The 13,729-nt window shown below is 71.6% G+C and carries 10 protein-coding genes; 9 read left to right on the top strand and 1 reads right to left on the bottom strand.

Features of this window, described 5'->3' with window-relative positions:
* The 9 genes from ACZ5XZ_RS27390 (at position 1) to ACZ5XZ_RS27350 (ending at position 13,178) form a co-directional block, all read left to right on the top strand.
* Positions 1–1,419 carry a biotin transporter BioY gene (locus ACZ5XZ_RS27390; protein ID WP_468982622.1) on the top strand — a complete coding sequence of 473 codons (1,419 nt, stop codon included), beginning with the start codon at positions 1–3 and terminating at the stop codon, positions 1,417–1,419.
* Complete coding sequence (locus ACZ5XZ_RS27385) at positions 1,416–1,775, top strand: nucleotide pyrophosphohydrolase (RefSeq protein WP_468982620.1); 360 nt, start codon at positions 1,416–1,418, stop codon at positions 1,773–1,775. The genes ACZ5XZ_RS27390 and ACZ5XZ_RS27385 overlap by 4 nt, the downstream gene beginning before the upstream one ends.
* A 386-nt stretch (positions 1,776–2,161) precedes the next feature.
* Positions 2,162–2,617 (top strand): DUF6099 family protein, encoded by a 456-nt coding sequence (locus ACZ5XZ_RS27380; protein WP_468982617.1) that lies wholly within the window; start codon positions 2,162–2,164, stop codon positions 2,615–2,617.
* 458 nt (positions 2,618–3,075) lie between these two features.
* Positions 3,076–3,999, top strand: coding sequence for an LLM class F420-dependent oxidoreductase (locus tag ACZ5XZ_RS27375; RefSeq protein ID WP_468982616.1), 924 nt, complete (start codon positions 3,076–3,078; stop codon positions 3,997–3,999).
* 232 nt (positions 4,000–4,231) lie between these two features.
* The gene (locus tag ACZ5XZ_RS27370) at positions 4,232–5,842 is read left to right on the top strand and encodes a 3' terminal RNA ribose 2'-O-methyltransferase Hen1 (RefSeq protein WP_468982613.1); all 1,611 of its coding nucleotides are present in this window, start codon (positions 4,232–4,234) and stop codon (positions 5,840–5,842) included.
* Positions 5,839–8,637: a polynucleotide kinase-phosphatase gene (locus tag ACZ5XZ_RS27365; RefSeq protein WP_468982611.1), complete on the top strand. Its 2,799-nt coding sequence runs from the start codon at positions 5,839–5,841 to the stop codon at positions 8,635–8,637. The genes ACZ5XZ_RS27370 and ACZ5XZ_RS27365 overlap by 4 nt, the downstream gene beginning before the upstream one ends.
* Positions 8,638–9,031: 394 nt before the next feature.
* On the top strand, positions 9,032–10,267 hold the full coding sequence (locus tag ACZ5XZ_RS27360) for an arginine deiminase (RefSeq protein ID WP_384489982.1): 1,236 nt from the start codon (positions 9,032–9,034) through the stop codon (positions 10,265–10,267).
* Between the two features lie 178 nt (positions 10,268–10,445).
* Positions 10,446–11,450, top strand: coding sequence for an ornithine carbamoyltransferase (gene argF / locus ACZ5XZ_RS27355; RefSeq protein ID WP_468982610.1), 1,005 nt, complete (start codon positions 10,446–10,448; stop codon positions 11,448–11,450).
* Positions 11,451–11,651: 201 nt separating this feature from the next.
* A complete protein-coding gene (locus ACZ5XZ_RS27350) occupies positions 11,652–13,178 on the top strand; it encodes an amino acid permease (RefSeq protein WP_468982608.1) in 1,527 nt (508 codons plus the stop codon).
* Here the strand turns inward: ACZ5XZ_RS27350 and ACZ5XZ_RS27345 are convergent.
* Positions 13,138–13,602, bottom strand: a complete 465-nt coding sequence (locus tag ACZ5XZ_RS27345) for an ATP-binding protein (RefSeq protein ID WP_468982607.1) — start codon at positions 13,600–13,602, stop codon at positions 13,138–13,140. The genes ACZ5XZ_RS27350 and ACZ5XZ_RS27345 overlap by 41 nt on opposite strands.
* Positions 13,603–13,729: the final 127 nt, after the last annotated feature.

The raw sequence follows: 13,729 nt of genomic DNA, 5'->3' as shown, positions 1-13,729 counted from the left end.
ATGAATACCGACAGTGTGCGGCCGGCCGTCACCGAGTTACGGCTGTCCGCCTTCAAGACCCATCGCGGCGTCACCCTGCCGCTCGGCCCGCTGACGCTGCTGAGCGGCGAGAGCGGAAGCGGCAAGTCCAGTGTGCTGCAGGCGTACGAGATGCTCGCCCGGCTCGGTAGCGGGGAGCCGCTCGCACGTGCCGTACAGGAGGTGGTGGGCGGCCCGTCGGCCTGTGTGCCGGCGGGAGCACGCCCCGACGGACAGGGACGGCGCGGGTTCCGCATCGGCTGCACGGTCGACGGCCCGGCCGGTCCGGTCAGCCTCGATCTCGCCGTACAGGCCGAGCCCGAACTGCGCATCGTCGGCGAGCGGTTGACCGGCGGCGGCGAGACGTTGCTGACCACCGCGCTCACCGACCCCACCCGTCCCGCGGTCCAGGCGGCCTGGCACACCGCGGGCGCGACTGCCGTGACCCGCGCTCCGCTGCCCGACGACCGGCTGGGCACGTCGCTGCTGCCGCTGCGCGTGGCGGGGAAGACGGAAGGCCAGCGGCTGGTCCTGGCCGCGGCCGAACAGGTCGTGGTGGCGCTCCGGTCGGCGTTCGTGTGCGACCCCCGACCGGAGGCCATGCGGGAGGCCCGTGCGGGCGAGACGAGCGGGGGCGGCGATTGGGGTGGACGGGGTCCGGACGGCGCCGCGGGGCGGGGAGGCGGGGCCCGGGGCGGCCGGGCGGGGAGCGCGGGAAGCTGTGCGACCAAAGCCGGCGGGGGCACACGGGGGCGCAGGGGGAGTGGAGGGGGCGGCGAGGCCGGTGGCTGGGGCCGGGACGGGGAGGAGGACGAGGGGCGGTTGCGGTCGTCCTGCGACAACCTGCCCGCGGTCTTGGAGCGCACGAGCCGCGAGTGCGCGCGGCGGCACGCGGTGCTGGTCGCGGCCGTAAGGGAGGCCTGTACGGGGCCGGTCGACGGGCTGCGCGCCGTGCCGCGTCAGGCGGGCGCCGTGGCGGAGGGGGCGGCCGCCGCCCCGTCGGCGCCCGGCCGAGGCGGACCGGCGGCCGTTCAGCACAAGGGGCAGGAGGCGTGGGAGCCGGGCGTACGGGCCGTCCTTGACCGGGGTGCCCTGGGGGAGATGCCCGTCGAGCAGCTCGGTGACGGGGAGCTGCGTTTTCTGGCGCTGGCGCTGGTACTGCTCACCGGGCCGGGGGTGCTGGCGATGGACCCGGCCGGGGAGGTCCCGTCGGCCCAGCAGCAGATGACGGTGATGGCGGACGGCATGGACCGCTGCATGGACCGCAGGCAGGCCCGTGAGCTGGTGTCGCTGGCCGTCCGCATGGCGGATCGGGGACATGTCCGGTTGCTGGGGACGGTGCGGGATCCGTCGGTCGCCGAGGGGCTGCCCGGTGTACAGGTGCTACACCTAGGGACATGAGCGAGGATCTTCACGCGCTGCAGCGACGGCTGGCCGAATTCGCGGCCGCCCGGGACTGGCAGCAGTACCACACCCCCAAGAACCTGGCCGCGGCGCTGAGCGTCGAGGCGGCGGAACTCGTCGAGATCTTCCAGTGGTTGACACCGGACGAGTCGGCGAAGGTGATGTCCGATCCGCGGGCGGCCGGCCGGGTCGAGGACGAGGTCGCGGACGTGCTGGCGTATCTGCTGCAGTTCTGCGAGGCGCTGGGGATCGACGCCCTGGCGGCGCTCGCCGCGAAGATCGAGCGCAACGAGTCGCGATTCCCCGCGGTCCGCAGGGCACGGCCGGACCGGCCGCGGGAGGACGAGGAGTAGGGAGCGGAGTCGTCGCGGCGCAGTAGGGGGCGCCGGGCGGAGCCGGGGCGGCGCGGGGGTGGGAGCGGCATGCGTTCCCACCCCCGCCTTTTCATCACGGCGGGCTCCGGGCTCGTTCGGTCCGTACCGGCGCGACGATTCAGGCCGTTCGGGCGTTTTCCGTGACTTATGTCCGTCGTGTGAGAGGTGGGGGTGCTGTGGCGAGAGGGGAGGGCGAAGGGCCCGCACCCGCCAATCGTCACTCTCCGGAGTGATTGATCTCTCCACAACGCCTTGGTTGTCCACAGATTTGCGAATTCCCCTGGCTTTTTTGGGCGTTCACCCTCACTCTGGGTAGTGGAAGAAGTGCAGGGTGCATGCGAATGGAGCGGGAAGGAGGGGAACGGATGGATGCGGTGCGGATCATCGCGGCCGGTCGGCGCGGGCTGGTGGAGGCGACGACGGTCCAGGACGTGATCGTCGAGGCGTGGCAGGCGCAAGCGTTGGCGGAGGCGATAGGAAGCCATCTCGCGATATTCGGGCCGTACGAAGTACGGTCCAGGGCTCAGAGTCTGGGCGACGCGGGCGGGCGGTTCAGCGGGGGACTGCTGTGCCCGGCATCGGTCACCGGCGGCTTGCGAGCGGCTCAGCTGACCGAGGTGCGCGATGCCAGAGTCGCCTTAACGAGCCTGAGCCGGCTCTTGCGAGAAGTGTGCGAGGCGCTGGTGGGAGTGGTGTTGCTCGCGGACGAGGAGGGAGCGTACTGGACCTGTGTCGAGGCCATGGACACGGTCGACGAATCGAGGGATCGCGTCGCCGGAATCCTGGAGAAGCTGGAGGTGCGTGACCGGAACCCGGCCTGAGCGGGGACCGGACAAGACACGAATGCTCACGCCCAGCACGCCGACGGTGCGACGTCACGCCCGCCGACAGGTGGCGGTAGGCCCACCGCCGTGCTTACCTTCCCCACTGCCACTGCCACTGCCACTGCCACTGCCACTGCCACCGCGCGGCTGCTTGCGCTTTCCGTTTCATCTGCCACTGATGCCAGTGATGCCAGTGATGCCAGTGATCGCCGCCTTCGTGCCCGCGCAGCCGCACTAACGCACTGGGCCCAAACGTGCCATGCCATGTCCTGCCATGTCGCGCCACCCCGCGTCGATGATCGATGCGCGCCGCCCGCGCCGCCCGCACCGTCGCCGTGACAGAGGCTGACCCACATTCACTCGGCCCTGACCAGCTCTGACCCAAACTGACGTAGCGACTTGATGCCTCGACACACCTAACGGTTGGTTTGCCGTTCGGTGTGCAGGATGGAGGTATGGACCTACGAATCTTCACCGAGCCCCAGCAGGGGGCTTCCTACGACACCCTTCTGACGGTCGCCAAGGCCACGGAAGATCTCGGCTTCGACGCGTTCTTCCGGTCCGACCACTACCTGAGCATGGGCAACGTCGACGGGCTGCCCGGCCCGACGGACGCCTGGATCACACTGGCCGGCCTCGCCCGTGAGACCCGGCGCATCCGGCTCGGCACACTCATGACGGCCGGCACCTTCCGGTTGCCGGGCGTCCTGGCCATCCAGGTCGCGCAGGTCGACCAGATGTCCGGCGGACGGGTCGAACTCGGCCTTGGCGCGGGCTGGTTCGAGGAGGAGCACAAGGCGTACGGCATCCCCTTCCCCAGGGAGAAGTTCGCGCGAATGGAGGAACAGCTGGAAGTCATCACCGGCCTGTGGGACACAGACGCAGGGAGGGAGTTCAACTACCACGGGACCTACTACCAGCTGGAGAAGTCGCCCGCGCTGCCCAAGCCCGCTCAGGGCAAGGTGCCGGTGCTGATCGGTGGACACGGTAAGACGCGCACCCCGCGCCTTGCGGCGCAGTTCGCCGATGAGTTCAACATTCCCTTCGCCTCGCTCAAGGACACTGAAGCCCAGTTCGGACGGGTGCGGGCGGCCGCCGAAGCCGCCGGGCGGAAAGGGGATGAGCTGGTCTACTCCAATGCCCTCGTCGCCTGTGTCGGCAAGGACGACGCCGAGGTGGCACGCCGCGCCGCGGCCATCGGGCGGAACGTGGACGAACTGAAGGCCAACGGCCTGGCGGGCTCGCCCGCCGAGGTGGTCGACAAGATCGGGCGCTATGCCGCCGTCGGTGCCTCCCGTGTCTACCTGCAGATCCTGGACCTCGATGATCTCGACCACCTTGAGCTGATCTCGGAGCAGGTCCAGTCGCAGGTGAGGTGAGGTGAGGTGAGGTGAGGGGAGGGGAGGTGAGGGGAGGGGAGGTGAGGTGAGGGGAGGGGAGGGGAGGGGAGGGGAGGGGGGAGGGGAGCTGGGGCGAGGTGAGGTGAGGTGAAGCGAGTCGGGCCCGGGCCGGCGAGGCCGGCCGGGCCGGGCCTATCGGGGCCGGGGTGGTGGGCGGTGCTGTGGGAAAACCGGTGGGGAATCGGGACGGATTGCGGCAATACTCGGACGCGTGTTCCTGACGATAACCACCACCGGCAGCGCCGACCGTCCCGCGACCGACCTCGGGTTTCTGCTGCACAAGCATCCGGACAGGTCGCAGCAGTTCTCGACGTCGCACGGCACCGCACACGTCCTCTACCCGGAGGCGGATGCGGAACGGTGCACGGCCGCACTGGTGTTGGAGGTCGATCCCATCGCCCTGGTCCGCCGGGGCCGGGGGAAGGGCCGTGGCGGCGCTCCGGACTCGGCGCTCGGGCAGTATGTGAACGACCGGCCGTACGCGGCCTCCTCGTTGCTGGCGGTGGCGCTGCGAAGCGTCTTCGCGAGCGCGATGAAGGGGCAGTGCACGGCGCGGCCCGAGCTGGTGGCGCGGGCGATGCGGTTGCGCGTCGAGGTGCCGGTGCTGCCCGCCCGGGGCGGTGCGGAGCTGGTGCGCAAGCTGTTCCAGCCGCTGGGCTGGACGGTGCTGGCCGAGCCGGTGCCGTTGGACGAGACGTTCCCGGAGTGGGGCGACTCCCGCTACGTCCGGCTTGTCCTGGAGGGCGAGCGGACGGTCGCCGAGGCGCTGCGGCATCTGTATGTGCTGCTGCCGGTGCTGGACGACGCCAAGCACTACTGGGTCGCGCCGGACGAGGTCGACAAGCTGCTGCGGGCCGGCGAGGGCTGGCTGGAGGACCACCCGGAGCAGCGGGTGATCGTCGGACGCTATCTCGCACGACGCTGGTCGCTGACGCGCCAGGCCATGGAGCGGCTGGAGCTGGAGCGGCTGGCCGAGTCGGACGGGGTGGCGGCCGAGGAGGTGGACAACGCGGTGGACGAGGAGGCGGATACCGAGGAGAAGCCGGTGCCGCTCGCCGTACAGCGGCGGGAGGCGATTCTCACCGTACTGCGCGGGGAGCAGGTGGCACGGGTGCTCGATCTGGGCTGCGGACAGGGCCAGTTGGTCGGTGCGCTGCTCAAGGAAGGACAGTTCACCGAGGTCGTCGGCGTGGACGTGTCGATGCGGGCGCTGCACGAGGCGCGACGCCGGCTGCGGCTGGACCGGATGTCCGAGCGGCAGGCCGAGCGCGTACGGCTCGTGCAAGGGTCGCTGGCCTACACGGACAGCCGGCTGAAGGGGTACGACGCGGCGGTGCTGAGCGAGGTCGTCGAGCATGTCGATCCCGCGCGACTGCCGGCCCTGGAGTACGCGGTGTTCGGCTGGGCCAGGCCACGGACGGTGGTGGTGACGACACCGAACGTCGAGTACAACGTGCGCTGGGAGTCGCTGCCGGCCGGCCATGTGCGGCATGCGGACCATCGCTTCGAGTGGACCCGCGAGGAGTTCCGGCAGTGGGCGCAGGAGGTTGCCGCGCGGCACGGATACGAGGTGGTCTTCGGCCCGGTGGGGCCGGACGACCCGGAGGTGGGCCCACCCACCCAGCTCGCGCACTTCCGCATCTCCGGCGACGACGGCGATGACGGCAAGGGAGCAGGTGGCAGCGGCCGTAACAGCAGCGGCCGTAACAGCGGCGGCCGTAACGGCGGTGCACGTGGCAGTGGTGCACGTAATGACGGCGCACAGGGCAATGGTGCGCGTAGTGACGATGGTTCGGTGAGTGGGGAGGAGGTCGCGGCATGACGGACGCGGATCGTACGGAGTCCCAGGACGGGAAGGCGCACGGGCACGGGGACAGCGGGGAGGCGGTGCGGCGCACGCTCGGCGTGCCCGACCTCTCGCTGGTGGTGCTGATCGGGGCCACCGGCTCCGGTAAGTCCACCTTCGCCGCCCGGCACTTCAAGCCGACCGAGGTGATCTCCTCGGACTTCTGCCGGGGGCTGGTCAGCGATGACGAGAACGACCAGAGCGCGAGCGGTGATGCGTTCGAGGTGCTGCACTTCGTCGCGGGCAAGCGGCTCGCGGCCGGGCGGCTGACGGTCGTCGACGCCACCAACGTGCAGCCCGAGGCGCGGGCCCAGCTGGTGCGGCTGGCCCGGGAGCACGACGTACTGCCGGTGGCGATCGTGCTGGACGTGCCCGAGCAGGTCTGCGCCGAGCGCAACGCGGCGCGTGCCGACCGAGCCGGGCTCCCGCGCCGTGTCATCCAGCGTCACCAGCGCGAACTGCGCCGCTCCCTGCGGCACTTGGAGCGCGAGGGCTTTCGCAAGGTGCACGTGCTGCGCGGCCAGGCGGAGGTGGAGTCCGCCGAAGTCGTCCTGGAGCGGCGGTTCAACGACCTGCGCCATCTGACCGGCCCGTTCGACATCATCGGCGACATCCACGGGTGCCGTTCCGAACTGGAGACGCTGCTCGGCAGGCTCGGCTATGCGCTGGTGCGCGACGAGCTCGGCAGGGCCGTGGACGCGGCGCACCCGCAGGGCCGCACGGCCGTCTTCGTCGGCGACCTCGTCGACCGCGGACCGGACAGCCCCGGAGTGCTGCGCCTGGTGATGGGCATGGTCGGGGCCGGGCACGCGCTGTGCGTGTCCGGCAACCACGAGAACAAGCTCGGCCGCTACCTCAAGGGCCGCAAGGTCCAGCACACCCACGGGCTCGCCGAGACCGTCGCGCAGCTGGGGGCGGAGGACGACGCCTTCCGCGCCGAGGCGGGGGCGTTCGTCCACGGCCTGGTCAGCCACTACGTCCTGGACGGCGGCGGGCTGGTGGTGTGCCACGCCGGGCTGCCGGAGAAGTACCACGGCCGGACGTCCGGCCGGGTGCGGTCCTTCGCGATGTACGGCGACACGACCGGCGAGACCGACGAGTTCGGCCTGCCGGTGCGCTACCCGTGGGCCGAGGACTACCGAGGCCGCGCCGCCGTCGTCTACGGCCACACGCCCACCCCGCGGGCCACCTGGCTCAACAACACGATCTGCCTGGACACCGGCTGCGTCTTCGGCGGCGCGATGACCGCGCTGCGCTGGCCGGAGCGCGAGCTGGTGGACGTACCGGCGGAGCAGGTCTGGTACGAGCCCGCGAAGCCGCTCGCCACGGAGGCACCGGGCGGGGCGGACGGCCGTCCCCTCGACCTGGAGGACGTGGCCGGCCGACGGATCGTGGAAACCCGCCACATGGGCCGGCTCGCGGTCAGGGAGGAGAACGCCGCGGCCGCGCTGGAGGTCATGAGCCGCTTCGCCATCGACCCGCGGCTGCTGCCGTACCTCCCGCCGACGATGGCGCCCTGCGCGACCTCGACGGGGCAGACCCGTGAGGGAGCCGGTGACGAGGGCTTCCTGGAGCACCCGGTGGAAGCGTTCGCCGGATACCGGGCGGACGGCGTACGCGAAGTGGTGTGCGAGGAGAAGCACATGGGATCGCGTGCGGTGGTCCTGGTGTGCCGCGACGAGTCGGTGGCCGGCGAGCGCTTCGGCGTTCCCAAGGGCGTGTCGGGCGCCCTGTACACCCGCACCGGCCGGCCGTTCTTCGACGACCCGGAGACGACCGAGCGGATCCTGCGGCGGATCGGGGCGTGCGTCGAGGAGGCCGGCCTCTGGGCGGAGCTGGAGACGGACTGGCTGCTGCTGGACGCGGAGTTGATGCCGTGGTCCCTGAAGGCGACGGGCCTGCTGCGCAAGCAGTACGCCGCGGTCGGCGCGGCGTCCGGCGCGGCCTTCCCGAGCGTGCTCGGTGCGCTGGAGGCGGCCGCCGCCCGCGGTGTCGAGGTGGGGCCGCTGCTCGATCGGCAGCGCGACCGGGCGGCGGACGCCGCGGCGTTCACCGAGGCGTACCGGCGCTACTGCTGGCGCGTCGGGACGGCGGAAGGCACGGCGGAGGGGCCGGCGGCCGGGGCGGATGTGGCGGGCGGCGGCACGGCAGCGGCCGCGGCCGAACCGTCCGGCGGGCTCGGCGACCTGGAGGGCGTCCGGCTCGCGCCGTTCCAGATCCTCGCGGTGCAGGGGCGCAGCCTCGCGGGGCTGGCACACACCGAACAGCTGGCGCTGATCGACCGGATCGTCGCGGCCGAGGACGCGGTGACGTCCCGGGACGGTGCCGCGCCACGGGCCGGTGGGCGGGACCGCCCGGGGCTGCTCGCCACGACCCGGCGCATCCTCGTCGACACCGAGGACGAGGCGTCGGTCGCGGCCGGTGTCCAGTGGTGGCTGGATCTGACCGCGGACGGCGGTGAGGGCATGGTGGTCAAGCCGGTACAGGCGCTGGTACGGACGGCGGACGGGCGGCTGGTCCAGCCGGGCGTCAAGTGCCGTGGCCGCGAGTACCTGCGGATCATCTACGGTCCGGAGTACACCCGCCCGGACAATCTCAGGCGTCTGCGCATACGCCATCTGGGGCACAAGCGTTCGCTGGCCCTGCGGGAGTACGCGCTCGGCCTGGAGGCGCTCGACCGACTGGCGGAGGGCGAACCGCTGTGGCGGGTGCATGAGGCGGTCTTCGCGGTGCTGGCGCTGGAGTCGGAGCCGGTGGACCCGAGACTGTAGGCGGACCGAGGCGGACCGAGGCGGGGGGAGGGGCGGTTGCCGCTCCTCCCCCCGCCCCCTCCGTCGCGCCGCCCGTGCCTCCGTCGCGGCGTCGGCTCTCGCAGGGATCCGGCGTCCTGGTGGTCGCCCGGCAGGTCGGACGGCGCTCGGCATGGCCGTGCTGAGCATTGTGATGGGCGGTCAGCAGAGCCCGGTATCAGGGAGGTTGCGGGGGGCTGGCTCCTCTTCGCGGTGATCTCGGCGGCCGCGGTCGTGGCAGCGCCGACCCTGCGATGGCCCGACAGGTGATCTGCGACGGTCCGCCCAGTGCCCCGGGCCCGCCCGCCCCCGGACCCGACCAGCCGACATCGCCCGACTCCCTTCCCCCGGCACCGGAAGCGGTCAAGATGGACGGATGGGATTCCATGTTGACTCCGAGGCCGGGCTGCTGCGCCGGGTCATCCTGCACCGACCCGACCTGGAGCTGAAGCGGCTCACACCGTCCAACAAGGACACCTTGCTCTTCGACGACGTGCTGTGGGTGCGCCGGGCGCGGGCCGAGCACGACGGGTTCGCGGATGTGCTCCGCGACCGCGGTGTGGAGGTGCACCTCTTCGGGGATCTGCTGGCCGAGAGCCTGCAGATCCCCGAGGCGCGGACGCTGGTCCTGGACCGGGTCTTCGACGAGAAGGAGTACGGGCCGCTGGCCACCGACCATCTGCGTGCCGCCTTCGACGAACTGCCGGTGCCGGAACTCGTCGAGGCGCTGGTCGGCGGCATGACCAAGCGCGAGTTCCTCGAACGCCACCCGGAGCCGACCTCGGTCCGCTTCCATGTGATGGATCTGGACGACTTCCTGCTGGGCCCGCTGCCCAACCACCTCTTCACCCGCGACACCTCCGCGTGGATCTACGACGGGGTCTCGATCAACTCGATGCGCTGGCCGGCCCGGCAGCGCGAGACCGTGCACTACGAGGCGATCTACCGCCACCACCCGCTCTTCCGCGACGAGGACTTCCACGTCTGGTCGGAGGGACAGGCGGACTTCCCGTCGACGATCGAGGGCGGCGACGTCCTGGTGCTGGGCAGTGGCGCGGTGCTGATCGGGATGAGTGAGCGGACCACCCCGCAGGCGGTCGAGCTGCTCGCGCGCGGGCTGTTCGCGGCCGGTTCCGCGCGCACGATCGTGGCGCTCGACATGCCCAAGCGCCGCGCGTTCATGCACCTCGACACCGTCATGACCATGATCGACGGGGATACCTTCACGCAGTACGAGGGGCTCGGCATGCTCCGCTCGTACACCATCGAGCCGGGCTCTGGCGACCAGGACCTGAAGGTCACCGACCATCCGCCGGAGCATATGCACCGCGCCATAGCGGCCTCGCTGGGCCTGTCGGACATCCGGGTGCTGACCGCGACCCAGGATGTGCACTCCGCGGAGCGCGAGCAGTGGGACGACGGGTGCAATGTGCTGGCGGTCGAGCCGGGGGTGGTCGTGGCGTACGAGCGGAACGTCACCACGAACACGTTTCTGCGCAAGCGCGGCATCGAGGTGATCACGATCCCGGGCAGTGAGCTGGGGCGGGGTCGGGGCGGCCCGCGCTGTATGAGCTGCCCGGTGGCGAGGGACGCGGTACCCGGGGCAGCCTGAGGCGTGACACCCGCCGATGCACCCGGCCGCGCGTCCGGAGGGCACGCCGGACGCTCTGTATATAGATACGGCTGTTCGTATATACTTCCAGATGTGGGGCCGTGTGCCCCTCCCGTCGTGCGACCGTACGCCTTCCGTACGCATCCCCGTCCCACCGCCGCGAACCAGGAGCCCACCCATGGCGATAGATCTCAGGGGCCGCCACTTCCTCAAGGAGCTGGACTTCAGCGCCGAGGAGTTCCGCCGACTGATCGACCTGGCGGCCGAGCTCAAAGCGGCCAAGCGCGCCGGCACCGAGGTCCCCCGCCTCCAGGGCAGGAACATCGCCCTGATCTTCGAGAAGACCTCGACCAGGACCCGCTGCTCCTTCGAGGTCGCGGCCGCCGACCAGGGCGCCTCGACCACCTACCTCGACCCGTCCGGCTCGCAGATCGGGCACAAGGAGTCGGTCAAGGACACCGCCCGGGTTCTGGGCCGGATGTTCGACGGGATCGAGTTCCGCGGCAGCCGGCAGTCCGACGTCGAGGAGCTGGCCGCCCACGCCGGCGTACCGGTCTTCAACGGGCTGACCGACGACTGGCACCCGACCCAGATGCTCGCCGACGTGCTCACCATGGTCGAGCACGGCGGCCGCCGTCCCCTGGAGGAGACCGCCTTCGCCTACCTCGGCGACGCCCGCAACAACATGGGCAACTCCTACCTCGTCACCGGAGCCCTGCTCGGCATGGACGTCCGGATCGTGGCCCCGCGGCAGCTGTGGCCCGAGCAGTCGGTGATCGACCGGGCGCAGGCGCTCGCCGAGGGCAGCGGTGCCCGGATCACGCTCACCGAGGACGTCGCCGAGGGTGTGCGCGGCGCGGACTTCGTCGCCACCGACGTCTGGGTCTCCATGGGCGAGCCCAAGGAGGTGTGGGGCGAGCGGATCGCGCTGCTCGGCCCGTACGCGGTCACGATGGACGTGCTGCGCGCCACCGGCAAGCCGGACGTGAAGTTCCTCCACTGTCTGCCCGCCTATCACGACCTCGGTACGGCGGTCGGCCGGGAGATCCAGGCCCGGTACGGCCTCACGTCGCTGGAGGTCACCGACGAGGTCTTCGAGTCCGCGCACTCCGTCGTCTTCGACGAGGCGGAGAACCGGATGCACACCATCAAGGCGGTGCTGGTGGCGACGCTCGCCCGCTGAGCGGAGGCGGTATCCACCATGTGCGGCGGCATCGCCTGAAAGATCGCATTGCATAGGCATACGTCCCAATGGGCGATCATGCGGAGGGAGCGGCTACCATCGAGCCGCTCGCGGGGTTCGGACCCACCGGTCCGGACCCCGCTCCTGTGTGCGGCCCACCCCCGCCGCGCGCACCGCACCACCAGAAAGAGAACCGCCCCCATGCGCCCGCCCGTCTCCCGCCCCCGTCCCCAGGAGGCGCTGCGCGCCGCACCCGGCGCGCCAGGTCCGTCCGGACTGCGCATCAAGTCCCCCGACGTCCTCGTCGCCGAATCGGGCGCGGACCTCGAAGGCAACGGCCTCAAGCGCAGCATGGGGCTCTTCCAGCTCGTGTGCTTCGGCATCGGCGCCATCGTCGGCACCGGCATCTTCGTCGGCCTGTCCGACACCGTCGCCGAGGCCGGCCCCGCGGTCCTGGTGTCCTTTGTGCTGGCGGCCGTCACCTGCGTGTTCACCGCCTTCTCGTTCGCGGAGCTGGGCGGCGCGATACCGGTGTCCGGCAGCTCGTACTCCTACGCCTACGCCACCCTCGGCGAGCGCACCGCCTTCCTCGTCGGCTGGTGCCTGCTGCTCGAATACGGCGTCTCGGTCTCGGCGGTCGCCGTCGGCTGGGGCCAGTACCTCAACGAGCTGCTGGGCAGCCTGATCGGCTGGCAGCTGCCGGCCGCGCTCGCCGGCCCGCCCGGCGACGGCGGCATCGTCAACATCCCGGCCGTCGTCGTGATCCTGCTCGCCGCCCTGCTTCTCGTCCGCGGCATCCGGGAGAGCGCCCGGGCGACCGCCGCGATGGCCGTGCTGAAGCTCGCGATCCTGGTGCTCTTCTGCGCGATCGGCCTCAGCGCCTTCCGGGCCGGCCACCTCTCGCCGTTCGCGCCCGAGGGCATCGCCGGCATCACCTCCGGCGCCTCCCTCGCGTTCTTCTCCTACATCGGCTTCGACGCGATCACCACGGCCGGTGAAGAGGTGAAGAACCCGCGCCGCAACATCCCCGTCGCGATCATGGTCTGCATCGGTGTGGTCACCGTGCTCTACTGCCTGGTCGCGCTCGCCGCCATCGGTGCGCTCTCCTCCGACCAGGTCGCGGGCCGGCCCGCCGCGCTGTCGCTGATCGTCAACCGGGTCACCGACTCGGCGCTCGGCGGCGGGGTGATCGCCTTCGGCGCGGTCGTCGCCATCGCCTCCGTCGTCCTCGCCGTGATGTACGGCCAGACCCGCATCCTGATGTCGATGTCCCGGGACGGCCTGATCCCGCGGGTCTTCGAGCGGGTCTCGCCGCGTACGTCCACCCCCGTCGCCAACACCTGGATCGTCGCGGCCGTCTTCGCCGTGCCGGCGGCGGTCGTCCCGCTGGACGTGGTGATGAACCTGACCACCATCGGGACGCTGGCGGTCATGGCGGCGGTCAACCTCAGCGTGATGGTGCTCCGCCGCACCCGCTCCGATCTGCCGCGCCGCTTCCGCGTCCCGCTCTTCCCGGCCAGCCCGCTGCTGGGCATCGGCTTCTGCCTCTACCTGATGTACGGGACCGGCCCGGCCACCTGGCTCCAGTTCGCCGGCTTCCTGGTGGCCGGCGCGCTGGTCTACGCGCTCTACGGGCGGCGCCACTCCAGGCTCGCGGCGGCCCCGCAGCCGGCCGGTGAACCGGCCGTCAGCGGCCCTGGCGCCGCTGACGCAGCTCGGGAAGGGTGAACCAGACGGCCTTGCCCCGCGGCGTCGGGCGGCAGCCGGACGCGGAGCTGAGGGACCGGACCAGCAGCAGACCGCGGCCGCGGGCACAGGCCGGGGCGGCGGTGCCGTCGCCCGGGGGAGGGGGAGCGGACGGAGCCGGGGGAGGCGCCCCGAGCCCGTCGAGGTGCCTGCCGTCCCCGTCGTGCACCTCCACCCGGCAGCCCCCGGCCCCCAGCTCCACCACCAGCTCGACGGGGTCGGTGCCGCGGGTGTGCTTGAGGGCGTTGGCGACCAGCTCGGCTGCCAGCAGCTGAGCGGTGGTCCGGTCGGCCGTGGCCCGCAGGTCCTGCATGGCGCATCGGACCATCGCCCGGGCGACGGGGACCGCGGTCGCGCCCCGCGGCAGCGCGATATGCCAGGTCGTGGGGGTGGGCGGTGCCAACATGAGCGGTACGTTCCGTTCGCAGAAGGCCGGATCGGATGCCGGGGGCCGGATCGGGTGCGGAAGGCCCGCGCCGGGTGCCCGCGGCCCGCGCCGGGGGCCTGCCGGCCGGATCCGGTAGGTCCACCGT

This window comes from Streptomyces sp. NPDC033270 (genome assembly GCF_055576575.1).
The sequence above is the reverse complement of the archived record's forward strand: the minus strand, read 5'-3'. Positions and strand labels throughout refer to the sequence as shown.